This is a genomic window from bacterium (assembly GCA_020444325.1).
Lineage (GTDB): Bacteria > Bacteroidota > Ignavibacteria > SZUA-365 > SZUA-365 > BM516.
The window spans coordinates 17,883-42,391 of sequence record JAHLLD010000003.1; the positions used below are offsets into that span (position 1 = coordinate 17,883).

General features: G+C 55.4%; 19 protein-coding genes. 8 read left to right on the top strand and 11 right to left on the bottom strand.

Annotated elements, in window-relative coordinates; genetic code table 11:
* Positions 1-51: 51 nt before the first annotated feature.
* Positions 52-645: an indolepyruvate oxidoreductase subunit beta gene (locus tag KQI65_04840; GenBank protein MCB2204054.1), complete on the bottom strand. Its 594-nt coding sequence runs from the start codon at positions 643-645 to the stop codon at positions 52-54.
* Positions 642-2,249, bottom strand: a complete 1,608-nt coding sequence (locus tag KQI65_04845; protein MCB2204055.1) for an indolepyruvate ferredoxin oxidoreductase — start codon at positions 2,247-2,249, stop codon at positions 642-644. The genes KQI65_04840 and KQI65_04845 overlap by 4 nt, the downstream gene beginning before the upstream one ends.
* Positions 2,250-2,440: 191 nt before the next feature.
* Here KQI65_04845 and KQI65_04850 point away from each other — a divergent pair, with 191 nt between their 5' ends.
* The 5 genes from KQI65_04850 (at position 2,441) to KQI65_04870 (ending at position 9,219) form a co-directional block, all read left to right on the top strand.
* Positions 2,441-3,511 (top strand): PA0069 family radical SAM protein, encoded by a 1,071-nt coding sequence (locus KQI65_04850; GenBank protein MCB2204056.1) that lies wholly within the window; start codon positions 2,441-2,443, stop codon positions 3,509-3,511.
* 147 nt (positions 3,512-3,658) lie between these two features.
* On the top strand, positions 3,659-4,357 hold the full coding sequence (locus KQI65_04855; protein MCB2204057.1) for a response regulator transcription factor: 699 nt from the start codon (positions 3,659-3,661) through the stop codon (positions 4,355-4,357).
* 16 nt (positions 4,358-4,373) lie between these two features.
* Positions 4,374-6,179, top strand: a complete 1,806-nt coding sequence (locus KQI65_04860) for a cell wall metabolism sensor histidine kinase WalK (GenBank protein MCB2204058.1) — start codon at positions 4,374-4,376, stop codon at positions 6,177-6,179.
* A 46-nt stretch (positions 6,180-6,225) separates the two neighbouring features.
* Positions 6,226-6,930 (top strand): phosphate signaling complex protein PhoU, encoded by a 705-nt coding sequence (gene phoU, locus KQI65_04865; GenBank protein MCB2204059.1) that lies wholly within the window; start codon positions 6,226-6,228, stop codon positions 6,928-6,930.
* A 12-nt stretch (positions 6,931-6,942) separates the two neighbouring features.
* Complete coding sequence (locus tag KQI65_04870; protein MCB2204060.1) at positions 6,943-9,219, top strand: inorganic phosphate transporter; 2,277 nt, start codon at positions 6,943-6,945, stop codon at positions 9,217-9,219.
* A 124-nt stretch (positions 9,220-9,343) separates the two neighbouring features.
* Here KQI65_04870 and KQI65_04875 read toward each other — a convergent pair whose 3' ends face one another.
* A complete protein-coding gene (locus KQI65_04875; GenBank protein ID MCB2204061.1) occupies positions 9,344-10,504 on the bottom strand; it encodes a hypothetical protein in 1,161 nt (386 codons plus the stop codon).
* 172 nt (positions 10,505-10,676) lie between these two features.
* Between KQI65_04875 and KQI65_04880 the strand changes: the two genes are divergently transcribed.
* Positions 10,677-11,594: a DMT family transporter gene (locus tag KQI65_04880; GenBank protein ID MCB2204062.1), complete on the top strand. Its 918-nt coding sequence runs from the start codon at positions 10,677-10,679 to the stop codon at positions 11,592-11,594.
* On the opposite strand, the gene KQI65_04885 is transcribed toward KQI65_04880, so the two are convergent.
* From KQI65_04885 to KQI65_04895, 3 genes are all read right to left on the bottom strand, one after another.
* The gene (locus tag KQI65_04885; protein MCB2204063.1) at positions 11,560-12,630 is read right to left on the bottom strand and encodes a beta galactosidase jelly roll domain-containing protein; all 1,071 of its coding nucleotides are present in this window, start codon (positions 12,628-12,630) and stop codon (positions 11,560-11,562) included. The two genes, KQI65_04880 and KQI65_04885, sit on opposite strands and share 35 nt — an antisense overlap.
* A 122-nt stretch (positions 12,631-12,752) precedes the next feature.
* Positions 12,753-13,436, bottom strand: a complete 684-nt coding sequence (locus tag KQI65_04890; protein MCB2204064.1) for a response regulator transcription factor — start codon at positions 13,434-13,436, stop codon at positions 12,753-12,755.
* An 18-nt stretch (positions 13,437-13,454) separates the two neighbouring features.
* On the bottom strand, positions 13,455-15,035 hold the full coding sequence (locus tag KQI65_04895; protein MCB2204065.1) for a HAMP domain-containing histidine kinase: 1,581 nt from the start codon (positions 15,033-15,035) through the stop codon (positions 13,455-13,457).
* A 197-nt stretch (positions 15,036-15,232) separates the two neighbouring features.
* Between KQI65_04895 and KQI65_04900 the strand changes: the two genes are divergently transcribed.
* Both KQI65_04900 and KQI65_04905 read left to right on the top strand, forming a co-directional pair.
* On the top strand, positions 15,233-16,375 hold the full coding sequence (locus tag KQI65_04900) for an acyl-CoA dehydrogenase family protein (GenBank protein MCB2204066.1): 1,143 nt from the start codon (positions 15,233-15,235) through the stop codon (positions 16,373-16,375).
* Between the two features lie 4 nt (positions 16,376-16,379).
* Positions 16,380-16,607, top strand: a complete 228-nt coding sequence (locus KQI65_04905) for a hypothetical protein (GenBank protein MCB2204067.1) — start codon at positions 16,380-16,382, stop codon at positions 16,605-16,607.
* Between the two features lie 43 nt (positions 16,608-16,650).
* Here KQI65_04905 and KQI65_04910 read toward each other — a convergent pair whose 3' ends face one another.
* From KQI65_04910 to KQI65_04930, 5 genes are all read right to left on the bottom strand, one after another.
* Positions 16,651-18,084, bottom strand: coding sequence for a PQQ-binding-like beta-propeller repeat protein (locus tag KQI65_04910; GenBank protein MCB2204068.1), 1,434 nt, complete (start codon positions 18,082-18,084; stop codon positions 16,651-16,653).
* A gap of 137 nt (positions 18,085-18,221) precedes the next feature.
* Positions 18,222-20,075: a hypothetical protein gene (locus tag KQI65_04915; protein MCB2204069.1), complete on the bottom strand. Its 1,854-nt coding sequence runs from the start codon at positions 20,073-20,075 to the stop codon at positions 18,222-18,224.
* A gap of 30 nt (positions 20,076-20,105) precedes the next feature.
* On the bottom strand, positions 20,106-21,839 hold the full coding sequence (locus tag KQI65_04920; GenBank protein ID MCB2204070.1) for a TldD/PmbA family protein: 1,734 nt from the start codon (positions 21,837-21,839) through the stop codon (positions 20,106-20,108).
* A gap of 186 nt (positions 21,840-22,025) precedes the next feature.
* A complete protein-coding gene (locus KQI65_04925; protein ID MCB2204071.1) occupies positions 22,026-23,801 on the bottom strand; it encodes a hypothetical protein in 1,776 nt (591 codons plus the stop codon).
* 4 nt (positions 23,802-23,805) lie between these two features.
* Positions 23,806-24,402: a sigma-70 family RNA polymerase sigma factor gene (locus KQI65_04930; GenBank protein MCB2204072.1), complete on the bottom strand. Its 597-nt coding sequence runs from the start codon at positions 24,400-24,402 to the stop codon at positions 23,806-23,808.
* Positions 24,403-24,509 lie beyond the last annotated feature (107 nt).

Genomic DNA, 24,509 nt, shown 5'->3' on the forward strand with positions numbered 1-24,509 from the left:
CTCCGAAATTGGAGGGGGTTACAGATGTACTCTGCTAAAAGCGAGGGAGTATTAACTTGTGGCGAGGTTGCGTTCTTCCGCGAGGGCTCGGCCGGCGCGGAAGGCTGCGAGGTTCTGTTCGACGATGGCATCGCCCTTGCGTGCAAAGATGGCTTTGATGGCCGACTCGAGGTCCTCGGCGGGAATGTCGAGGAAGGGTGAGGCGGCACCGAGGATGACCATGTTCATCGAACGGGCGGTGGCTACTTCGCGAGCGAGTTTTTCACCGTCGACGAGGATGCTGCGCGGGAGGTCTTCGATTTCCTTCCACACGGTTTCGTAGTCGGGATAGTCGGTGATGTTGACGAAGGGCTTGCGATTGGTGATCAACCAGCCTTCAGGGGCGAGGTAGGTCGTGTAACGCAGCGTTTCCATCGGTTCGATGCCGATGATCAGGTCTGCTCGTCCCTCGGGAATGAGGTCGGAATAAATCGGTGCGTCGCTGATGCGCAGGTGGGACTGTACGTCGCCGCCGCGTTGCGACATGCCGTGTACTTCAGCCTGTTTGAGATTGAGTCCGCGTTCCACGGCTGCATAGCCGATAATTGTAGCGATGGTCAGGATGCCCTGTCCGCCGACGCCGGCGAGGATGATGTCACGTTTCATTTGTTTGCCACCTCCTTGGCCAGTTTGCGGGCAATTTTCGCGGTCTGAATGCACTCGCGGCGTTCGATGATCACGGACACGCCCTTGTGGTACAGTTCTTCCTTGATCATGGCGACGTTGTCGTCGTGGTACTTCTTCAGCGGTTCGACCACGCGGATGTGATCTTCCGGAACACCGAGTCCCTTGCAGATGTCTTCGAGTTTCCCGCGTGCGGAACTTGCCTGTCCGCCCGTCATACCCGTGGTTTCGTTGTCGACAATCATGACGGTGATGGGACTGTCCTCAATAATCGCGTCCAGCAGTCCGGTCATGCCCGAATGCGTAAAGGTGGAATCCCCGATCACGGCGACGGCAGGGAAGAGGCCGGCATCCGCGGCGCCCTTGGCCATGGTGATCGATGCGCCCATGTCGACGCAGGAGTTGATGGCATTGAAGGGTTCGAGTGCGCCGAGTGTGTAGCAGCCGATGTCGCTGAACACGCGTCCGGGTTCGAGCTCGGAAAGCGCCTGGTTGAGCGCGTTGTAGCTGTCGATATGCGGGCAGCCCGGGCAAAGTTCGGGGGGACGAGGACGCACGATTTCGGATTTGTCCTCGGTAATCGTGATCTCGCGTCCCAGAGACTTCGCGACAATATTCGGGTTCAGTTCACCTGCGCGCGGCACGGTGCCGTCGAGGCGACCGAGAATGTTGAAACTGACATCCATCAATCCACGAATCTGCTCTTCGAGGAAGGGCGCGCCTTCTTCGAGGATCAGGACGCGCTCGCACTCGTCGAGCATGCGCTTGATCAGATCGCGCGGTGCGGGATACTGGCTGATTTTCAGGACGGGATGGGGACAGCCCTCGGGGTAATTTTCCATCAGGTAGTTGTACCCGATGCCGCAGGCGATGATGCCGAGCGAACGATCGTCGGCGTCGATATACTTGTTGAACGGTGATTTTTCCGATTCTTCCTCGAACGCGACCTGCTTACCGAGAAGGGACTGGTAGTTTTTCCGGGCGATGGCGGGAAGCAGCACGAACTGCCGCTTGTCCGCCGGAAGACGCAGCTCATTCTCGGCTTTCGCTTCAGAGAGTTCCACGCCGGCGCGGGAATGCGCGAGACGCGTGGTGATACGCACCATCACGGGCGTACCGTATTTCTCGGAAAGCTCGAAGCCGTACGCAGCGGCTTCGTAAGTTTCCTGCTGATTGGAAGGTTCGATGATCGGTACGAGCGCGAACTTGCCGTAATAACGGCTGTCCTGTTCATTCTGCGAAGAGTGCATGGAAGGATCATCGGCGACAAGCACCAGCAGTCCGCCATTCGCCCCCGTAATACCGGCATTGACGAAACCATCGGCCGCCACGTTGAGTCCGACATGTTTCATGCATACCATGGCGCGCTTGCCGGCGTATGACATGCCGAGCGCCGCTTCCATCGCGGTCTTTTCGTTCGCACTCCAATCCGAGTGCACGCCCCGTTCGCGGGCGTCTTTTACTTTCTGGATATATTCAGTGATTTCCGTCGAAGGGGTGCCGGGATAGGCATATACCCCGGAGAGTCCGGCGTCGAGCGCCCCCTGGGCGATGGCCTCGTCACCGAGCAGCAACATCCGTTTCATGTGCAATCCTTGCGTTTAATGTATCGACGTATGTTATAGTTCAAAGGTGCGGAACATGCACCTTACAGGGTTTTTTCAAGATAATACCAATGCGTCTTTTATCCTATATGCCGTGGTGGAAATCGCTGTCCATCATGGCACTAAACGCCACGTTCTGAACGTTTTGTATGCATGAAAACAGCTGCAGACTCATGAGAGGAAAGCAAAAGAACAGCGATGACGGTTTCCGCGGACGCGGAGTTACCTCGAATCCCGCAAACCGTTTTGAACAGCGGGAATACGAGCGATTGGGGGATTTCCCTGAAGAAGAGCGTGCGCCGAGGACGCAATTCCTGCGGGATGCTTCAAAAAGCATCATTGCAAGGAATGACAGTCCCGACATCAACTTCGAGGCAAGTATCAATCCCTACCGTGGATGTGAGCACGGCTGCGCTTACTGCTATGCGCGTCCTTTTCATGAATTTCTCGGATTTTCGGCGGGATTGGACTTTGAAACGCGCATCCTGGTCAAGGAAAACGCTTCCACCTTGCTGCGAAAGGAACTGTCCGCTCCCTCCTGGCGTCCCACAGCTCTGGCACTCAGCGGCGTCACCGATCCCTGGCAGCCAATTGAACGGGAACTGGAAATCACACGCCGTTGCCTTGAGGTTCTGCGCGATTTTCGCAATCCCGTGCAGGCGGTGACAAAAAACGCGCTCGTTACGAGGGATGCGGACCTGCTCGCGGAGCTTGCGCAGTACAATGCGGCCAGTGTCCTGATTTCCATTCCCACCGCGGACGCAGATCTGGCGAGGGAGTTGGAGCCGCGCACATCAACGCCTGAACGCCGTTTCCGCGCCATGCGCCAGCTTTCGGACGCCGGCATCCCCGTCGGTATCAGTCTTTCGCCTGTGATTCCGGCACTGACGGACAGTGAGATTCCCACTCTTCTCGAGGAAGCGGCAGCCAACGGAGCGTCCTATGCCGTTTTCGTGCCACTGCGGCTCCCGCGTACAGTAGCGGAGCTGTTCTCAGGCTGGCTGCAGCGCTTTTATCCCGACAGGAAAGAGAAGGTGCTCTCCCGCGTGCGACAGATGCGAAGCGGGGCGCTCAACGATGAACGCTATGTCAGCCGCATGCAGGGTGAGGGGGTGTATGCCGAACAGCTCTCCGCACTCTTCCGTACCGCCAGCAGGAAGCATGGGATATCCACCACCGGACCCGCGCTTGCTACATCGGCGTTTCGCAGGCTGCATGGCGATCAACTGCCGTTGTTTCCGTGACTACCCGCTTCCTCACATTGACCAAACCCTGATAATAAAGGGAATCGTACAGGTATAACTGAAATCTTGCATTGCGCTAACAAAACGCTAACATTATGAGTGCGATATTAGCATCAGGTTTCGTATCACTATATCCGTGGATATCACGTGAGCAGCAAAGGTCGCATACTGGTAGTTGAAGACGAAGAAGAAATTCTCGAACTCGTCAGCTACAATCTCAGCAAGGAAGGTTATACTGTTGACAGCGTCATCTCCGGAGAAGACGCACTCAGCTACATGAAGACAAGCACCCCCGAGCTCATTCTGCTTGACCTGATGCTGCCGGGAGTCGACGGATTGGAAGTCTGCAAATCCATCAAGAACAATCCGGCGACAGCGCAGGTGTCGATCATCATGCTTACCGCCCGAAGTGAGGAAGCGGATATCGTGACCGGGCTCGAGCTTGGAGCGGACGACTACATAACCAAGCCCTTCAGCCGTCGCGTTCTTCTTGCGCGTGTCAAGGCCGTGCTTCGCAGAGGAAAAGAAGCGGAACAGCCGGATGACAGCGAGATTCTCCGTGTGCATGATATTGTCATCAATCCCGGCAGACACGAAGTGCTCGTCGGTGACGAGGGCGTCTCTCTTACGCTCACGGAGTTTCGGGTGCTGCATTTTCTCGCCAATCGTCCCGGCTGGGTATTTACCCGTTCGCAGATTGTCGAAGCCGTGCGCGGTGACGGTTATCCGGTGACCGACCGCAGTGTCGACGTGCAGATCGTCGGATTGCGCAAGAAACTGGGTGACGCGGGCAAATATGTCGAAACAGTGAGAGGAGTCGGCTACCGCTTCGTGGAAACGCCATGAATCCCGTGAAAACCGCATGAAAAAAAAGCGCCTGTTCTGGCAGCTGTATACATCGAATTTCCTGATCATCTTTCTCGCCCTTTTCGCTTTTACATTCTTCATCTCCAATTCCTTCAAGAACCTCCTGCTCACGCAGGTCTCCGATGATCTGGAATCCCGTGCACAACTGCTGCAAGAGGAAGTACTGCATCAGCTCAGAAATGCTGACGGCGGCACACTGGAAGATTTCTGTGTGCGGCTCGGTCAGCGTTCGTCGACGCGTATTACCATTATTCTGCCTGACGGACTCGTGGTGGCGGATTCCGAACGCGATCCTGCGACGATGGATAATCATGCGACACGTCCGGAAGTTCAGCGCGCACTGAACGGACAGATAGGGACGTCAACACGCTTCAGCGCCACATTGCAGATGAATACGATGTACGCTGCCATTCCTCTGCGGGAGGGAGGGGAGCTCATTGGTGTACTGCGTACCGCCGTTCCGGTGAAACGGGCTGAAGAGAACGTTTCAGCACTGCAGTTGCAGATTGTGATGGGGGGGCTCTTCATCACACTGCTCGCCGCGTTGATCAGTCTTGTACTCTCACGGCGGATCACACGTCCCATAGAACAGCTCAAGGACGGTGCGCATCGCTTCGCGGAAGGTGATCTCGACTTCCGTCTGCCGGAGCCGAATTCCGAAGAGCTTTCCGAGCTCGCCGAGGTGATGAATACCATGGCCGAGCAGCTCCAGGATCGTATTTCCATCATTGTCCAACAGCACAGCCAGCAGGATGCCGTCCTCTACAGCATGATAGAGGGGGTGCTTGCCTTCGATACGGACGAGCGACTGATTAATATCAATCGCTCAGCTGCGGAGCTGTTGAAGGTGGATCCCGAAAAAGTACGTGGGAAAAGCATACAGGAAGTGGTGCGCAATGTCGGTCTGCAGCGTTTTGTCGAAGAAGCGCTGTCCGCAAATGACAACACCGAGGGATATGTCACACTCGTTGACGACGTTGAACGCTTCCTGCAGGTGCACGGAAGTATCCTGAAAGACGATGCGGGAATGCCGATTGGACTCCTCGTTGTGCTCAACGATGTTACCGAGTTGCGCACTCTGGAGAACGTTCGCCGTGACTTCGTGGCCAACGTCTCTCATGAGTTGAAAACACCGATCACGAGTATCAAGGGATTCGTCGAGACCCTGCTCGACGGCGCGATCAACGATCGCGACGATGCCCTGCGCTTTCTCGGCATCGTTTCCCGACAGGCCGATCGCCTCAATGCCATCATCGAAGATCTTCTCAGTCTGTCCCGCATCGAGCAGGCGGGCGATACCGAGGAAATCAGTCTCGCACCCGGTTCTGTGCATGATGCGCTGCAATCCGCCATGCAGGTGTGTCAACACGATGCAGAGCAGAAAAACATTATTCTGCAGCTGGACTGCGACGGCGACATCAGTGCACGCATGAATCCACCTCTGCTCGAGCAGGCACTGGTGAATCTCGTGAACAACGCGATCAAGTATTCTGAAGCGGGAAAGCGCGTCTGGCTGTCGGCCGCGGTGGACGATATGCAGAAAGTGCATATTTCCGTGAGAGATGAGGGATATGGCATCGAAGCCGAGCACCTTCCGCGGCTATTCGAACGCTTCTACCGTATCGATAAGGCCAGAAGTCGGAAGATGGGCGGGACCGGACTCGGACTCGCCATCGTCAAGCATATTGCACAGGCGCATCACGGTGTTGTCACCGTCGAGAGCTCGCCCGGCAGTGGAAGCAAATTCACCATCATCATTCCTGTCGCAGGCGACGCAAACGGAAGCGGCGAAACAGCATAGTACCTGAGGTCAGGAATCACTATTTTCCCGAGAACTCTATATCCCGATGCCAACATCACCAGGTAACTTTACAGAACCGCTGAAGCGCAAATTGCTCAAGCTTTGTGCGCTCGTGGAGGAAAATGCTCGACGCTGCATTCTGTCGGTGCGTACGCGCGACAGGCAGGCCGCACAGAATGTCATCGAAGCTGATCACCCGATTGATGTGCTGGAAATCGAGATCGAGGAGCACTGCGTGCGACTGTTTCAGGTTGGAGGCCTCTCTGCATCCGACGTTCGTTATGTTGTTGGTATCCTGAAGATCAACAGCGATCTCGAGCGTGTAGGTGATCTTGCGGCCAACATTGCCCGGCGTGTGCTGTCCATTGGTCAACATGAACAACTGGCACTGCCCAATGAACTGATGGAGATCGCGGAACGCACGCTCGCCATGCTGACTGCCAGTCTCGACGCGCTCGTGCATATGGATACAGGAATGGCGCGGGAGGTGTGCTCAATGGATAATCGCGTCGACCTGCTTTACCGGCACATGTACGACCTCGTGCGCGACCGCATACAGGCCAATCCCGTACAGACCGAGCGACTCATACACATGCTCGGGCTCGCGCGCTCGATGGAACGGATCGCGGACTACAGCACAAACATCGCAGAAAACGTTGTCTTCATTCACGAGGGTCGAATCATTCGGCATGGAAGGGACACGGAAGACAGTGGCGATGCCAGACGAGAAACACAATCTCCTTCCACATAATCTACTTGCGACATGGAAATTTTTATTGTCATTCTGATCATTCTGCTGGCAGCCGCCATCATTGACCTGATGGTAGGTGTCGCCAACGATGCGGTGAACTTCCTGAACTCCGCCATCGGTGCAAAGGTGGCGCCCCGCTTCGTCATCATGATCATCGCGACACTGGGTATTGTCGTCGGTGTCACGTTTTCCAGCGGACTGATGGAGGTCGCGCGGAAAGGTATATTCAATCCGCAGCTGCTGACATTTCCGGAGGTCATGTTCATCTTTGTGGCAACCATGCTCACGGATGTCCTGCTGCTTGATTTCTTCAACACCTTCGGACTCCCGACCTCTACGACGGTATCACTGGTGTTCGAGCTGCTCGGTTCCGCATTTGCAATCGCGGTGATCAAGGTACTCACGAATGGTGACGGTGGGATTGCCGAAGTGTTTACCTACATCAACACAGCCAGTGTGTTTAAAATCCTCTTTGGTATAGTAGCATCGGTGATCGTCGCTTTCATTGTCGGTTCACTGGTGCAGTACTTCTCGCGCATGCTCTTCACATTCGAGTATGGAAAGCGGCTCAAGCGATACGGATCGCTCTGGGGCGGTTTTGCACTGGCGGCGCTTTCCTACTTCATGATGGTCAAGGGCGCCAAGGGGGCTTCTTTCCTCACACCTGAGGACGCTGCCTGGCTCAAAGATCACACGCTGATCATCGCATCGCTTTCGTTTGCCGGTTGGACGGTGATTCTGCAGCTGCTGGTTTGGACGTTTAAAATAAACGTGTTCAAACCTATCGTCCTTGCCGGGACCTTCGCACTGGCACTCGCCTTTGCAGCAAATGACCTTGTGAACTTTATCGGGGCTCCGATGGGCGGACTCGCTGCATACATGAAAGTCAACGCAGCAGGGGATATATGGAGCCAGACCATGGAATCGCTTGCCGAGCCGGTACGTGCGAATACATGGATTCTGCTGTTGGCCGGTGTTATCATGGCGATCACATTATGGATTAACAAGAAAGCACGTACGGTAACTGCAACCTCAGTGAATCTGGGACGGCAGTCGGAAGGATTCGAGCGCTTTGAATCCATCGCCCCGGCACGTTCCATCGTGCGTATCGTGCTGGCAATATTCAAGTTCGTTTCCCTCATCGTGCCTGACAGCCTGAAAAGGAGAGTGGAAGGAAGGTTTGACACCAGCAAATACCGTCCGGAGCCCGATGAAAACGGTGATTATCCCGCATTTGATCTTCTGCGAGCCGCGGTGAACCTTATTGTGGCCGCATTGCTGATCTCCTTCGGCACGTCACTGAAACTGCCGCTTTCCACCACGTATGTCACCTTCATGGTGTCCATGGCAACCGCATTGCCGGACAGGGCATGGGGACGTGATTCCGCTGTCTATCGTGTATCCGGCGTACTGACCGTGATCGGAGGATGGTTCTTTACCGCCTTCATCGCGTCCACCGCGGCCGGTATCATTGCAACAATTATTTACTTCACCGAGCTGCCCGGACTGATCATCCTTTCAATCCTTGCAGGCTTCCTTTTGATTCGTTCGGTTCGTGTTCACCGCCAGCGTGAGCGAGAGGCCGCCGAGTCCGAGAAACGCTTCAGTACGCACCAGAAGGACATCGACGAAGCGCTGCAATCGCTCAAGGATGACCTGAGCAGTACCATCAAGACCGCGACGGAGATTGTGACACGCACATTCAAGGGACTTTCTTCGGAAGATCGCCTCGAGCTGCGCGAAGCACGGAATATTTCAAAGATGCTTCAAAAGCAGGGCAAGGGTATGACGGCGAGCATATTGCGTACCTCGTCAATGGAAGCGGCAGATGAAGCGATCGAAAACAAAACCTATGCAGAAGCCATGAGTTCGCTGCAGCTGCTGCTCCGCAGCCTCCGGCATATGGCGACGCAGACGCACGATCATATTGACAATAATCATGAGGGACTGTCCGAACTGCAGGTCGAGGACCTGGATGCTATTGCGAAAGATCTGCGAAAAGAACTCAAGCGCATCGCCAACGGCATCGGCCAGGCTGATTTTTCAAATATCAACAAGGTCGCTGAAGCCGCGGAAGAGCTGAAAAGCAAAATCCGTAAAGCGGACAAGCAGCAGCTCAAGCGCTCGAAAAAGGAAAAATACACGACGCGTACAAGCCTGCTCTATCTTGAACTCCTCACCGAGTGCGAGGAAATTATCCATCACGCCCAACATCTCTACGTCCTCTGTCAGAAGTGCTACGAGGGTGGCAAGCCCGCTGCTTCCTCGGAGAACTCGTCCAGGGAATGAGTGCGTTGCGGATGGAAAGATAGAAGGATGGAACGATGGAAAGATCGGTTGACTGATCTATGAAGAAAACGACCCCGGTGCTGGAGCGCCGGGGTCGTTTTCAATCATTCCTTTTTCCGATTCATCAGAACGTGTATTCCACATTGAACGTGACCGCTTCAAAGGTCACGTTCCCTCTGTAGTTGGTGGTGCGTTCGTAGTCGAGGAGGAGCTTGTTCCTTCTGCTGATTCTGTATGCTAGACCGGCGATAATGCGATCATTGCTCATGAGGTTGTCTATGCCGAGACCATAAAACCCAGAGGTTTCAGGGAATTCTTCCTCGGCCTCGTCGTACCGGCCGATGACACTGATCGGCGTCGATGGCAATTTGAACTCAGCGAAGAATGATGTGCCGTTCAGGTCCATCGGATAACCATCGCCCGTGACATCGTTGCCTGAGCTGTTCCCACTGCCGTTGAAAAGCGTCGCCGTCAGCACGAAGAATTCATGCTCGTAGGAGACAAATCCGAGATGCATGTTCCAGTCCAAATCCTCCGCGATATTCCCCTTACCAAATGCACCGCTATAGCTGATTTGCAGTCCCGGCAGGAAATCGGGCAAGGGACGAAGCGTGAGGCGTCCTTCAATCGTCTTGTTGGTATTGCGTTCGATTGCGTGATATCCACCACCATTGAATACGCCGACCGCGATACTCCCATAGCGCCCGGGATATTTTGAACTCACGTGCTTTTTGTATTCATCGTCTATTTCGCCACCAAGGAGTGTGCTTGCCTTGGTACCGAAATCCGCAGAGTTGATGATGCCAATACTTTCGATGAACATGTATCCCTGCACGCGATAGTGATTGATCTTCTGCTCGAAGTTCAGCCAGGGACGTGCGATAAGACCGAACTCGATCGCCGGTTTGGTGAAGACAGTAAAATCTGGCAGATCCGCCTTGATGAAACAGTACTTGAGCCGTAACGCAAGATTTCCCTCTTCATCACCATCCCGGTCGACAGTGATGTCCGGCGTGATACGTCCGTAGAATCCGGGAAGCAGTTCCTTGCTCACGTTGATATACCCGCGATTAATCACAAAATCACTGAAGGGAGTGTTCCCGCGACTGCCGGTCTCGAAAGCGATAAAGAACTGTCCGGAAACGGAAACCTCACTCGGATCAAAGATCGCCCTGACAATGGATTCAAGTGAATCGCCGTCAGTGGGAGGGGAGGGGAGGTTGCTGGCGTGGGCAGCTGAACAGGAGCATACCAGAGCCAGGCAAGTGATCAGTGAGAGTCTCATTGCAGGATTCCTGATTGTGGGATGCCATGAAGAGATGTCGGGAGGAGCGTGTCTCGGAAAAAGGAATCAGGAGTAAGTATGCCGAATATCCTGGAGTTGTACAAAGACGGTATCCAACTCGCAGCTTTTCGCTTGCTGTGGAATCCCATATATTCCGCTTTCTGAGAAGGCCATGAAGCAGCAAAGCCAGGCATACATATACGCTCTCTCGGCCATAGCACTCTGGTCGACGGTCGCTTCCGCGTTCAAGCTTTCGCTCGGGGAAACCGGAGTCGTGGAACTGCTTTTCGTTTCGACCATTGTGTCCCTGATCGCTCTCTTCGTTTCGGCATATATGCGTGGCAGACTGCATGATCTGCGCAGGTGGCCGCGTAGGGAGTGGTGGTCGTCGGCATTCCTCGGACTGCTGAACCCTTTCCTGTATTACATCGTCCTTTTCCGTGCGTACGACCTCCTGCCAGCGCAGGAAGCGCAGCCCCTCAATTACACGTGGCCTGTCGTTCTCGTGCTGCTTTCAGCTGTTTTGCTCAGGCAGCCTCTGCGGGCCCGCAGTGTGGTGGCGCTGCTTGTCAGTTTCTCCGGCGTCGCAGTCATATCCCTCAGGGGAAATATGCAGAATCTGCATATTTCCAACGTAGAAGGCGTGTCACTGGCCGTGGGAAGCTCATTGATCTGGTCGCTGTACTGGATTTTCACCATGAAGAGTAAAACAGACGCGCTGCTCAAACTAGCGGTGAATTTTCTTTTCGGCAGTCTGTATGTAACGGTACTTGCGGTGGCGACGGGAGCGGTGTGGGACCTGAGTACGGGAGGGGTGCTGGGATCGGTGTATGTCGGACTCTTTGAAATGGGTGTGACATTCATGCTCTGGATGCGTGCGCTGGAAATGAGCAGCAGCACAGCACGTATCGGCAACCTGGTCTTCCTGTCTCCCTTTTTATCACTGATTATTATTCATTTCGTCGTTGGCGAGGAAATCTATTCCTCCACACCGGTGGGATTACTGCTGATCGTAAGCGGGATTGTACTGCAGAAAATTGGGGAACGGCGCAGGGTCAGTCCCCGAAAAGTGCGTCCATCAGGCGGTTGAACGGACTCTCCCGTTTCATAGGATTCCGTTTTACCCAGTTCCGGTACCGTGTGCTGCGAACCAGGCCAATCGGACCATCGTATATTCCACCGTGCATGAAACCATCGAAGACACGAACGGCAATGACATTGTCTCCCCTTGCGCGCAACAGAGACTGCGGCACGGTGTAGGCTCGCAATCTGTCGTACGTATCATCGTGTCCGTAGGTACCTCCCTCTGTAGGCATGAGCCCGGTTTTCCCAATGCGCTTTCCGTTGAGCCAGACTTCGTCTACATCATCGATTTTCCCGAGCAGCAGTACGAGCGTCTCATTTTTCAATGCGGGATCCAGCGAGAAATGACGACGATACCATCCGAAGCCTTCATAATTGCGAAGTCCCTGCGTCTCCCAGTATATCGGAACGAAAACATCCGGCCATGAACTGTCGTCAACCGTCGGGTCGCTCCATTCGGGCAGATCACCGCGGCGCAGTTTCCAGTTGCCACGGAGGGACTGATCCGGAACGAGATAATCAGTTTGCTGATACACACCAAGATTACCGCGAAGGATGCCACCGGATAATTCACGGTCATACACACGTACCGCGATGACATTGTCGCCGGTGAAATTCACGTATTCGTAGGGGAGGTAGTACCACCGTTTATCCGCAAAGGCAGACATGTAATGCGGAGGAGGAACCCCTTGAAAGCCGACCAGCCGTCCGTTCACATACACTTCATCAACATCGTCAATGGTACCGAGAAACAGGTACAACGCATCGAAATCATGTCCCTCGGGCATACGAAAATGCTTGCGATACCAGGCCCAGCCGTCATAGCCCGGGTAGCCCTGATCCTCCCATGCGTCAGGAGCGTGTATCAGATCCCATCCCGAGTCACCGTAATCGACCCGGGCCCGCGCGCTGTCATCCCCGATTTCAAAACGCCATTCGCCGCGCAGATCCACGATGCGCTGCATGTCCTGCGCCCGGGACGCCTGACCGGGCAGAAGGAGCAGCAGTGTGAACAGGACGATATGTGCGTTGTGTGAGATCATGCTCTCTACGAATCCGGGCGGTGTGCCGCAAGGCACATGGGTGGTATGCAGTTTCAAACTACGAAAAGCGCGTAAAGCCGGTGTTGCAGCCGCGTAAAAGTATGTCACCGGATGTCACCGCTTCATGGAAGCAGCTTGTACCCGATGCCATGCACGGTGAGAATGTGCCGCGGGTGGGAGGGATCGTGCTCAATTTTCTGCCGCAGTTTCAGGATGAAATTGTCGATCGAGCGTGTGGAAATACTTTCGTCATATCCCCAGACATCCGTCAGCAGCTGATCACGGCTCACGGTTTGCCGCGGTCGCTCATGCAGGTAACGCAGGACTTCGAATTCCTTGTGGGACAGCGGGATATCGGTGCCTTCTTCCGATGCCGAATATCCCTCGAAATCCACCGAGAGACGTCCGATGACAGCTGCGTCACCCGTCAGTGACGTTGCATTGCGTGTACGGCGAAGTACGGCTTTGACACGCGCCAACAGCTCCCGCAGGCTGAATGGTTTTGTGATATAGTCGTCGGCGCCGAGTTCGAGTCCGAGCACGCGATCGATTTCCTCGCCCTTTGCCGTCAGCATTATGATCGGTGTGTCCACGCCTGATGCACGTGCAGCGCGGCAGACGTCGAAGCCGTTTATGCCGGGCATCATCACATCGAGGAGAATCAGATCAGCCGCCGTATCGCGAATGAGCTCGAGTCCGGCATTGCCGTCGCCGGCTTCCGCGGTTTCGTATCCCTCGAAATGCAGATTGTCTACGAGTCCCCTGCGCATGTCCGCTTCGTCATCAATGACAAGAATCATGGCCATGGTATCACCTTTTGCTTCCTACGATTGAGCTGCGTTGATGGGAAAACGGAGCCGGAACGTGCTGCCCTTGCCGGGTGTGCTCTCAACCTGCACAGAACCGCCATGCGCCTGCATGATGTGCTGTACAAGGGAGAGACCGAGTCCACTGCCCTTGGCCGTATGCACGAGTCCTTCACTCACCCTGTAAAACTTTTCAAATACACGGCTGCGGTGTTCGGGGGCGATGCCGATACCGCTATCGAGAACTTCGATAAATATGTATCCTCCGTCGCGTCCCGTACGCACCTGCACCTCTTTCACATCTTCGCTGTATTTCATCGCGTTGTCGAGCAGGTTGATGAGCGCCTCCGCGACCGCCTCTTCATCCGCCTGCACGCGGGGGAGGGAAGTCTCCAGTTCCATCGATGTGGAAAAGCCCTTGTGCTCGAGGTGGAAGCTGTACATGGTCATCACCTCACGGACAACCGCATCGATATCAACGCTGGCGAATCGGTAGTCCTTCTTTCCCGCTTCGATGCGCGAGAAAGTGAGAATGTTATTGATAAGGCGCGTCAGCCGCTCTGTTTCCTGGACGATGATGCCGTAGTATTCCTTTCGCTGCGCTTCATCCCGGACGCGATCCATCTCCAGGGTCTCGGCGAACATCCGGATCAACGCCAGGGGCGTTTTGAGTTCATGCGAGACGTTGGAAACGAAATCGGATTTCAGCGCGGCCAGTTCCATCTCCTTCCTCACGCTGCGGTATACGACGATGACTCCCGCGATCAGCAGAAGGTCGATGATACTCAGCAGCAGGGCGTTGCTTTGAAAGCGATCCTGCGCGATTTCCTTCACCGTCTGTCCCTGAAGACTGATGGCAAGCTCGTATTCGGGGAAGAGCCAGAAACCGCGCGATTGCTGCAGGGTCTGTTTCTCAGCGCGTCCGGACGTTGAGAGCAGTACCTCTCCTGTGCGCCGGTCAATGCACGACAGACGCAGATTGTCGCCCGCCAGTTCCTGCAGCTTGGGGGAAAGCACGCGACGAATGAAGCTGATCGCATTGATGGATACTGCGGCGAAGCGTCCTCTTCCTTCGCCATCCACTACCACGGCCGAAAGGCACAGACGTGTACTGCCGCTGTCGACAGGTATACGCAGGGGTTCCATTTTGTAATACAGTTCCTCACGGTAGCGCAGCAGGCGCGACAGCAGGTTCCGGCGCGTTGCAAGGCTGTCAGCAATGCGCTGTTCGAGCAACTGCGTGGCAGCGTCGTCGAGTCGGCGCGCGGAAGCAATGACCTGTGCACTGCTGTCGAACAGCGCTGCCGTGAGTATCGCCGTGTGCTTTTCGAGAATTTCTTCAAGAATGGATGCTGTGCCGCGTTCCGCTTCCTCCCTGAGCAGGGAGCCCTGGATTTCCGCAAACCAGCTTCCCGTGATATCCCAGGAGTACTGGTTGATGGAGAACAGCACGGCATCGAGCTGCTGGGCATACACCCCGGAGAGCGTTTCCTCGGTTTTGTTCAGGCGGCTGAGTTCGAATCCCGTATACAGCAGCGCGGGGAGGAGTATCAGCAGCAGAAGAACCAGCAGGAGGATATTGAGTCGACGGTGCTTCATGGGATACAGTTCTGTAAGAAGGAAATATCGTGACGCGCAGGCAGACAAACAATCCCGGTATCTGGATTCCACGGCACTGAAACCGTATATTCTGATGAAGATAAATGAGCTGACATATGTTCACTATTCGGGAGCCGCAGGCGATGCAGTTGCACGCACTCCCGGAAATCCGCGTCATTCATCGCAAGGAGAAGGCAATGTACGAACAGGACGAACATCGGATGATCCGAAGCACGATCCGCGAGTTTGCAGAACAGGAAATCGGGCCGCAGGCGAAGGAACTCGATGAGAAAGAGGAATTCAGCTATGCCCTGACGAAACAGATGGGCGAAATCGGATTGTTCGGTATCGTTGTCCCACCGGAGTACGGGGGACAGGGAATGGACTACCTGTCGTATATCATTGCCGTTGAAGAAATCGCGCGGGTCGACGGTTCGCATGCCGCAACCGTGGCGGCACACAACAGCCTCGGGATCGGTCCCCTCTACAACCACGGCAGCCAGGAGCAGAAGGAGAAATACCTGCCACCGCTCTGCACCGGTGAAGGACTCTGGGCATTCGGTCTCACCGAACCGGAGGCGGGTTCGGATTCCCGCGGATCGAAGACCTCGGCACGATTGGAGGACGGAAAGTGGATTATCAACGGCTCGAAGATTTTCATTACCAATGGTTCCACGGACATCACCCGCGGCATTACGGTGCAGGCTGTGACGGGGGAAGTCGATGGACGCAAGGAGTTCTCGACGATCATTGTGGACAGCGGGACCAAAGGACTCACTGTACGCACGATGAAAGAAAAGATGATGTGGCGTGCCTCGAACACATCGGAATTATTCTTTGACGATTGTACCGTCCCTGAAGACCATCTGCTCGGACAGCGGGGTGAGGGTTCCAAGATCATGTTGAAGACGCTCGACGATGGCAGGCTGTCGATCGCGGCCATGGGACTCGGACTCGCACAGGGTGCTTACGAGATGGCGCTCAAGTACGCGAAGGAGCGCAAGCAGTTCGGCAAGCCGATCGCAAAGTTCCAGATTATCGGATTCAAGCTCGCGGACATGGCGATGAAAGTTGAACTCGGAAGGAATCTCCTTTACAAGGCCTGTTGGCTCAAGCAGACGGGACAACCTTTTGCGAAGCAATCCGCGATGGCCAAGCTGTACTGCTCGGAGATTGCAAAGGAAGTCGCCGATGAGTCCGTGCAGATTCACGGCGGCTACGGACTGATGAAGGAATACGATATCGAGCGTTTCTACCGCGATCAGCGCCTGCTGCAGATCGGCGAAGGAACCTCGGAAATCCAGCGTCTCGTCATTTCACGTTATCTCCTCAACGAGTAGGTCCATGCTGCAGTTCACCGTTGTCGTCGAAAAAACTCTCGATGGTGTGGACGCTTCCATTCCCTCGATACGGGAATGTGAAACCTGGGCGGAAGATACCGACAAGGCCCTCACACTGCTGATGGACCGGCTGGCGTATTTTCTGCAACGCGAACCGGGTTTTAAGCATGACCTCGATCTGATGCGCCGGGAAGACGGAAAGACGTTTTTCAAATTGATCATACGTAACTGAGTGCGGCGGATGGACGCCGGTCTCCTTTGCACGTAGGCTCTTTCTACCGCGCTTCCAGTAGAAAAAATCTCCCCTTGTCGTTTCCGAAAGCGATACGACCCTCCGGACCAATTGCGGCTGTGACATTGATCGGATCACCGCTGTCAAAGCGCCAGCGCACGCTCCCATCCGCGGAAACCGCTGTCAGGATGCCGTCGGGACTCCCGATATACGCAGTTTCACGTACATCCAAGACGGGACTGGCAAGTCCACCTCCCTGCGCATACTCCAACGCCCATTCCAACTGTCCGTCAACATCGATGCGGTACAGCTTGCCTTCCGCGGTACTTACGTATACCGACCCCGTGGCAGTCAGTGCCGGCGTGCTGTACACCGGTGCATGGAGGTCGTGCGACCAGCGACGCGTTCCGTCGGGACGAAGGGCATACAGCATGTTGTCGGTAGAGGCGATGTAAATGGTACCGAGCGCGTCAACGGCCGGACTCCCCCGGAACGGGGCGGAGGCGGGGAAGGTCCACTGCAATTCACCATTCGTGTTGTAAGCATAGACGAGTTGGTCTGCACTGCCGATATAGACCATGGATTCATCCGGGGAGAGTGCAGGACCGCCTTCGATGGCACCACCGGTGATGCGTCTCCATGCGACCGTTCCATCAGCATGCAGACAGGTCAGCGCGTTATCCGAGCCTCCTATATAAATTTTTCCCTGTGCGTCGAGCACGACGCTGGAGCGTCCCACAGGCGCACCGACAGAGTAATTCCATTCCTTCCGTCCGTAGCGATCGACACTGTAAACGTTTGCGCTGCTGCTGCCGAAACACAGTGAGCCATTTTCCTGCAGGGCGGGACCATTGCCGATGCGTGCAGAGCCCGTCCAGTATGTCCATTTCAACCTGCCATTCCTGTAGTACGCATGCAGCAGAAAATTGTCGCAGCCGAAATACACCGTACCCCTTGCGTCGAAACAGGCCGAGGATCGAATAGGGGAGCCACGCTCGAGTGACCAGGCCAGGACGGGAGAGTCGGGTCCTTCAAAGGGACTGCGTCCGCTATGCTGCGCATCGCCCATGAACATCCACCAGTTGCTTCGTCCGCTCACCAGCTCACCGCCGACGAGTACGTGAAAGGGATCGGACCATGCGGAGCGTCTCCCAAGAACATCCAGGACACGGCAGCGTATCGTGTAGCTACCGGCATCAAAGTAGCTGTGTTCGAAGGTGTAGTACAGCCCGCTCACACCCTCATTGACTACTTCGATTTCGCGTTCGTCACCCCAGTCAATTTCATAAAGGAATTCATCGTTTTCCGGATCCACGGTAACCACGGTGAGTTCCATGAATTCGTCGACTTCGACACTGTCTGACCCGCTGATGATCTGCGGCGTTCCCGGAGGAAGATTGTTTGCGTCCTCATCACAGCCGATAAGTGGCAGCAGGACGAGCAAGAGCAGGGAAGTGATGATGGCGTTCGCTTTCATATTGCGCCAATCTACATACTGCGGATACGAGGCGAAAGGGAAAAGCGACAAGGAGTGCCGGACGGAAGTGTGGTCCACATGGATGCAGGGAAAGGATGCGGCATCCGGAGACGACTGCTCCGGATGCCGCGGAGATGCTAGTTCGCGAGTGGCGATGCGACGATCGGGGGTTTCGGGGTAATGGGACGTTTTTCTTCACGCACCTCCATGTCGTCGATGATCAAGGCACGGGGAGCGATGACGGATGTCGGAATCCCGCTGTACCCCTGTCCCATAGACATGCTGATGCTGAAAATGGCACCGAGTCCGGGTACGCTGCTGGCACCGGCGATGCTGGTATTCCATGCCACTCTGTCGGCGCTTGCGAGGCAGCGGCGCAGTGGACTGCTCCCGGGCTTGAGCACTTCAATATTCCGGATGAGCTCTTCAGAGCCGTCTTTGACGTTGACGCGATAAATCCCGGTTACGCCGTCGAGTGGCTTTGCGCTGTTTCCTCCCTGCATGCCGAACATGCTGAAGGTGCTGCTCATATCCATATCGACGGGCGGGACGGGGACAGTTTCCGGACGTATCGTACGCACGATGTATGTGTATTCCAGTCCTTCATCCAGCGCCCGCTCAAGCAGTTCCTGCTTCATTTCCTCGAAGGTGGGTCCATCGGATACGCGAACATCCATGATCCCGGGCCCAATACCATCGACAGTACTGAACGAACTGTATCCCGTGCAGCGGTGTCCTGTCGATGTCTCCGTGTACTGTGTGGGTGTACGATCGGCCAGCAGGGCCTCGACCTTTCCCTCGCGTAAGAGAATCAGTTCTTCGGCAGGAATCACCCCCTGGCCGTCAACGGCAAAGGGACCCACGAGCTGGGCGCCAGCAAACGATTTTTGCTGTGGAGTGCTGGCGATGGTGATTTCTTTTGGCAGCACGCGCCGACCCATTTTTTCTCCGAGGTTGCGCGTCTGCATTTGAGAGCCCATTGCGGCGAGCGGTCCATCCATGATAGGCATGCGGGAAGCGCAGAGTCCTTCTTCTCCGAGGAAAAGACGCACGAAGAGTTCCGCAGCCGCCTGGTCTTCAAAGAGAACGGGACCGGTGTAAGAATCCGTCATGCGTTTCGCATTGCGCCGCGCGACCAGGCGTTTGGCCATGCTGTGCATTTCCGCTTTAAGACTGGCTTCGTCAGGCAAATCCTGAGGCTGCAGCGCCATGTGCAGTACATAGTCGCTGAGCACTTCACCGTCTTCAGCCTGTGTCGTGGCGGATGCAAGAATCACGGCGACGGTTCCGGGCTCTGTGATGCTGCTCCCTTCACTGTTGAGGAAATAGTGCATGTTGTCGTTGAAATGGAAGGAGACCTGCGAAACAGCGATGCCGGGGTATTCAGTGAACAGCGCGCTGAGTCTTTGCGTGCGGCCACGCCAGGCGTTTTCGTCGCAGGAAACACTGACATGCGGCGTCTGATGCGTGACGGGTTTTACTTTTGCGAAGTCGGCGAGTCCGCGGATCGCTTCGGGAATTTCCTGCTGGCGCATGGCGGCCCGTTTCTTCTCGAGCCTCTCCGTGGCCGATTTGTAGCGCGCATCCGTTTCGAGCCAGAGATCCCGCCGGATGGCGTCGTAGTCGTCTTCAATGCTGGTCGAGCGTCCACGTCCGTACATTGATGATGTGAAATCCATGCTCATGTACTGTTCCTGGGTCAGGTCGTAATCACCGACGAGTACATCGACGTCGAGTCTGCGGACACGCGATGTGTCGAAATCGGTGATGCCTCCGGCGACGGCCTTGATTTTCGTACTGCGCAGATCGTTGAGCGTGTATGCGATGAAGAACGGGGGACTCATTTCCTCGATGGAGAGGCGTTCGATATTCCGTGTCAGTTCGTCATTCATGGCGCGCATGATGACGTCGCTGCTGCTCTGTGCCGCCAGTGGCTGCCAGCATGTGGCAGCGAGGAGGAAGCAGAGTGTGAGAAATCTTGTGTATTTCATGGTATGCTATCCTTGCTGATCAGGAGTGGATTAGTAGGTCCGCTTCGAAGGTTGCGTCGTGCTGTTGTCCCTGTCGGGCCGCTGAAGGAGCGGGGCCCGTTCCTGGGACTTGCTTTTCTTCTGCACCTCGATCTGCGAGACCAGCAGGGAAGGTGAGATTGCGGATACGGGAACACCCCCGGACTCCGCACCGCAGGTGCCGGTAAACACTTCCGGATCATTACCCGCGGCGGTGATATTTGAGAACATGACCAGTGGTGTACCAACGAGATCCACGCCACGCACAAGTTCATCAGGCCGTCCGTCCACGTACACGCGATACACTTCCGTTGGTGTGACATTGAACGCATTCGGCATAAAGCGTCCTGTGGTGGTGAAGCCGCCCTGTACGTCTGCGAAGAGCAGTCCGTACTCTTTCTCCTGTTTACGGCATTCTTCGATCAGCTGTTCGCGGAGGTTGGCCGGCGCGACCGGGTCCGCCGTCGTAACGATCAGGTTCGACTGACGTGATACCGGGTCATATCCCGACGCTGCGCGTCCGTGTCCGTTCGACGTCGGATGCTTTTCAAACGGTGTGCGTCCCATAAGAAAATCATGAAGTACGCCTTTTCCGACGACTTCGACATTCTGTCCCCGTACGCCCTCATCGTCAAAAACGTAGTATCCGTTGAGATCCTGACCTTCAAAACTTCGGCGGGTCGGATCGAACAGCACTGTCATGTGATCGGCAAGCACCGACTTTCCTTCCATTTTCTTGAATGTCTGTCCCTCGCTTTCACTTTTCTGCCTGTGTCCCTCCACGCGGTGCCCGAATATTTCATGGAAGAACACGCCAGCTGCGCGTCCGCTGAGCATGGCCGGACCGGTATACGGTTCCGTCACCGGTGCTTCGCGCATGGCACGCATCGTTTCCACCATCTTTTTGGCGTCAGCGAGCATGACATCGGGCGATGGAAGATCGGAGACCTTGAATGCGAAATAGCTCTGGTAGAGGGGGAGCTCCATACCGTCGTCGCATTTGATCGTTGCATTGAGCATCACCCGTGCGGAAGTGCGATTCTCCGCGATGCGGCTGCCCTCACTGGTGACGATGTACTTCCGCTCCACGCCAAATGACAGTGATGCGCTGCCGCGGAAAATGTGTTCACACTCGAGGAATACCGCACTGATCTTCTTGAGCGCGCGTTCCCAGGCTGCGCGATCAGGCTTGAGTGGCGCGATATCGAGTACAGGTTCCTCGTAACTCTCGATCTTGATGTCACGAGCGAAATCGTCGGATTTGTCTTCCGCTTCGACTTTTACGGCGGTATTGGCTTTCACCTGCTGGTACTTTTTTGCGGCCTTGCGGTAGGCACCGCTGCTGGCATTCCAGAGCACCAGCCGTGTTCCGTTCTCGTTGCCATCGAGCGGCAGGTTGGCAGGAATGGGGAAGTCGAAATCGAAACTGTTGCTGCCGCGGATTTCCCGGGTGTTGTCCGTCGCGTAATCCCCGACCCGCACCTGCGTGGTTGCACCACGATTATGTGACTCCTCGCTTGCCGTCAGCGCTCCGAAGGATGCGGAGACATGTGAGCTGAAATCGTCGACGACACGGTATGAGAGGAAATAGGCAGGGGGGTCTTGCTGCTGCAGGGATGTGTATTCGCGCTGCAATTCCGATTGCAGAAGATCCAGAAAGGCGTCCTGCGCCTGCACCGTTGTCGTCGCACATAGCACGACGAACAGGCATGACACGAACGCAGTGCGTACACTACGATACTTCATCCTTACCTCCACGTTGTTGAAACTTGATACTTCAGGTCTGATGGTTGTGTATATCTGAATATGTGCAAAAAACCGGATATTCGGAACACATAATCGGAGATTGTGGAAAACGGACAGCGCCCGTAGATGGTGATGCAGGCAACCATTTTCTGCAGGCCCTCCAGGCCCCGTTTATTGTATTTGCAGTCAGCGCGTTCTTGTGCTGTCGATTTCCGTAGCAGGCGAATGCCCGGGCACGGGCGCATCCGGTGGTGTTGGAATGGGAATGAACGGTCGTGTGTCCTCAATCGAAGGCATGGGCGCATCGGACGGCATGGGAGATTCAGGCGGTACCGGCGTGTCGGGCGGGATGAGTCCGTCGGGCGGTCTCTGCCTCCGGATTTCCCTTTCGATTTCGAGGCGGAGATTCCTTGGCATGCGCTCGAACTGTCTTTCATGTTCGCGCATGAGACTGTCGATCATCACCGGCTCGCCTTTCTGATTATAGTGATACCACCGCATCCTGCTTGTGGAATCGTTACTGAACAGCTGCATCTGCTCGAAATTCAGTTCGAGCTGCATGTTCTCCAGCTCATTGAGCATGCCGTTCATGATGCTGTCCATGTTGACGGACATGCGCATACCGCCATCGGGACGCACTTCAACCTCGATGCCGCGATGCCTGCTGTGTTTCGCATTCCCACTTTCCAGCGCTTCGTACAGCATCCGTGCCTGCTCGCGCTTGAACACACCGACTTCTCGTGAGAGTTGCCGCATTTCATTTTCCATCTCACGGATGACATGTGCATTCGCCTGAATAGCGATCGTGATGACATGATCCCCACGGTCGTCCCCACGTGTCGTTACGCGCATGGACTGCTGGGGAAGCAAGGTCTCACCACGCCCATTTCCGACAGCCACGGTGCGGGCGAGCTCGTTGACGCGGACATCGAAACGTGGCATGTGATGTTCCATTCCCTTCATTAACCTTCTTAGGCTGTCCATATTCAACTGAAGGCGCTGAAACGTGATACTGTCACGCATCAACACCACAAATTCCTCTGGCATGCGTACCGTGCGGAAACGCTCAATCACGTGTGATGGACGAGGCTGCGGGGGACTCTGGCTGCTGGCATGGGAAACGAAGGTGTATGGGGTATTCCGCTGACTGAGGAAGGCGTCGAAGCGTTCGAGCTGCTCGGGTTCCAGGCTGGCAGCAATCCCGGAGAGAATGACTTTGTGATATTTACTGATGGCCGGGTCAATGGCAATTTCGTTATCGTCATTCATTAGCACGGAGGATTCGATCTGACGCTGCGCGTAGGAAAACAGTGTATCGAAGACACGGCGCTGATCCGCGGTGGGACGAATTTCCTCATAGAGCTCTTCGAGCGAGGCTTTTCGCGCACCGCCGCTGAGATCCCTCGCGAGCTCAACGCGATATCCGGAATCCGCATGTTCATCAACACGCAGTATCGTCCCATCTTTCTCATCGAGAGGCAGCGTGCCGAACATAGCGAACTGAAGCACGTCATCCCTGTCCGTTCGTTCGAACAGGGGCATGATCCAACCCTTGAGAACAGAATTCTCATACGCCTCCTGCATCTGCGTCCCGGTATCCTCGACGTAACGCATCAGTCCATCACGCTGCAGCCACGCCAGCGTACCGACAGCAACGAGCAGTACCACGGCCAGAGCTGCCGCAGCGGGCAGATAGCGCCGCGGGACGGGCAGCGCCCCATCCTGCTCTTCGGCTTCGCGGCGGATGTGATTCATGATTTTCTCGGGGAGGAAAGGATTCGGAGGCAGGGGCTCACGTGCGGCGAGCATGGAATGCATACGCTGAAGCTGCTCGTATTCTTCGCGAACAGCGCTGTCAGTCGCGATGAGTTCCTCGACTTCCCGGCGTTCGTTTTCGCCGAGCTGTCCGTCGAGATACAGCGACAGTTGCAGTGAGATGTACTGATTTCGTCTCAATGTCATAGTGCTACCCCTCCAGAATTGGCTGCAGCCATGAACGGAGCATGGAGCGGCCTCGCGAGAGGCGTGATTTTACGGTTCCAAGTTCGCATTGCATGATCTCAGCCATTTCTTCGTAGGAGAATCCTTCCATGTCTTTCAATATCACCGGAGTCCTGTATTTCTCCGGCAGCCTCTGCAGTCCGCGCTGTATCCACTCCTTCGTATCGGTATCGACGGGTGGAACAGAGGTTTTTGCCGTCAGCTCTTTGTCGCGGACCTCAAGCAGGGTGTTCAGGGAAAGCGAACGGCGCAGTTTCTGCTTGCGCATGATGTCACGACAGTGATTGATGGTAATACGGTAGAGCCAGGTGTAAAACGACGCATCGAAGCGGAATCGGGGCAGTGCTCGATAAGCCTTGATGAATACGTCCTGTGTCACATCGTCAATCAGATCCGGATTGTGCAGCACGGAAAACACCAGGTTGCGAATGCGCTCGCTGTACCGCTCGAGGAGGATGCGGAATGCGTCTTCATCACCAGCCTGGAAACGGGTTATGAGGACGTCGTCCCCGGTTTCCACGGTAAGAGGCGGAGCGGTGCTTTCTGCGGCGTAACCTGTCATGCGATCCGGCGTTTTCACAACACAGTGCTATAGACGGTTTGAGACAACATTTGTTCCGGGAGTCGTGAGAATCGTATTTTTTCCATGGAGCACAATACGGAAAATCC

Coding starts and splice junctions, on each gene's coding strand:
- KQI65_04840 (MCB2204054.1), bottom strand. CDS start 645: ATGAAACGTGACATCATCCTCGCCGGCGTCGGCGGACAGGGCATCCTG.
- KQI65_04845 (MCB2204055.1), bottom strand. CDS start 2,249: ATGAAACGGATGTTGCTGCTCGGTGACGAGGCCATCGCCCAGGGGGCG.
- KQI65_04850 (MCB2204056.1), top strand. CDS start 2,441: ATGAGAGGAAAGCAAAAGAACAGCGATGACGGTTTCCGCGGACGCGGA.
- KQI65_04860 (MCB2204058.1), top strand. CDS start 4,374: ATGAAAAAAAAGCGCCTGTTCTGGCAGCTGTATACATCGAATTTCCTG.
- phoU (MCB2204059.1), top strand. CDS start 6,226: ATGCCAACATCACCAGGTAACTTTACAGAACCGCTGAAGCGCAAATTG.
- KQI65_04870 (MCB2204060.1), top strand. CDS start 6,943: ATGGAAATTTTTATTGTCATTCTGATCATTCTGCTGGCAGCCGCCATC.
- KQI65_04875 (MCB2204061.1), bottom strand. CDS start 10,504: ATGAGACTCTCACTGATCACTTGCCTGGCTCTGGTATGCTCCTGTTCA.
- KQI65_04880 (MCB2204062.1), top strand. CDS start 10,677: ATGAAGCAGCAAAGCCAGGCATACATATACGCTCTCTCGGCCATAGCA.
- KQI65_04885 (MCB2204063.1), bottom strand. CDS start 12,630: ATGATCTCACACAACGCACATATCGTCCTGTTCACACTGCTGCTCCTT.
- KQI65_04890 (MCB2204064.1), bottom strand. CDS start 13,436: ATGGCCATGATTCTTGTCATTGATGACGAAGCGGACATGCGCAGGGGA.
- KQI65_04895 (MCB2204065.1), bottom strand. CDS start 15,035: ATGAAGCACCGTCGACTCAATATCCTCCTGCTGGTTCTTCTGCTGCTG.
- KQI65_04900 (MCB2204066.1), top strand. CDS start 15,233: ATGTACGAACAGGACGAACATCGGATGATCCGAAGCACGATCCGCGAG.
- KQI65_04905 (MCB2204067.1), top strand. CDS start 16,380: ATGCTGCAGTTCACCGTTGTCGTCGAAAAAACTCTCGATGGTGTGGAC.
- KQI65_04910 (MCB2204068.1), bottom strand. CDS start 18,084: ATGAAAGCGAACGCCATCATCACTTCCCTGCTCTTGCTCGTCCTGCTG.
- KQI65_04915 (MCB2204069.1), bottom strand. CDS start 20,075: ATGAAATACACAAGATTTCTCACACTCTGCTTCCTCCTCGCTGCCACA.
- KQI65_04920 (MCB2204070.1), bottom strand. CDS start 21,839: ATGAAGTATCGTAGTGTACGCACTGCGTTCGTGTCATGCCTGTTCGTC.
- KQI65_04925 (MCB2204071.1), bottom strand. CDS start 23,801: ATGACATTGAGACGAAATCAGTACATCTCACTGCAACTGTCGCTGTAT.
- KQI65_04930 (MCB2204072.1), bottom strand. CDS start 24,402: ATGACAGGTTACGCCGCAGAAAGCACCGCTCCGCCTCTTACCGTGGAA.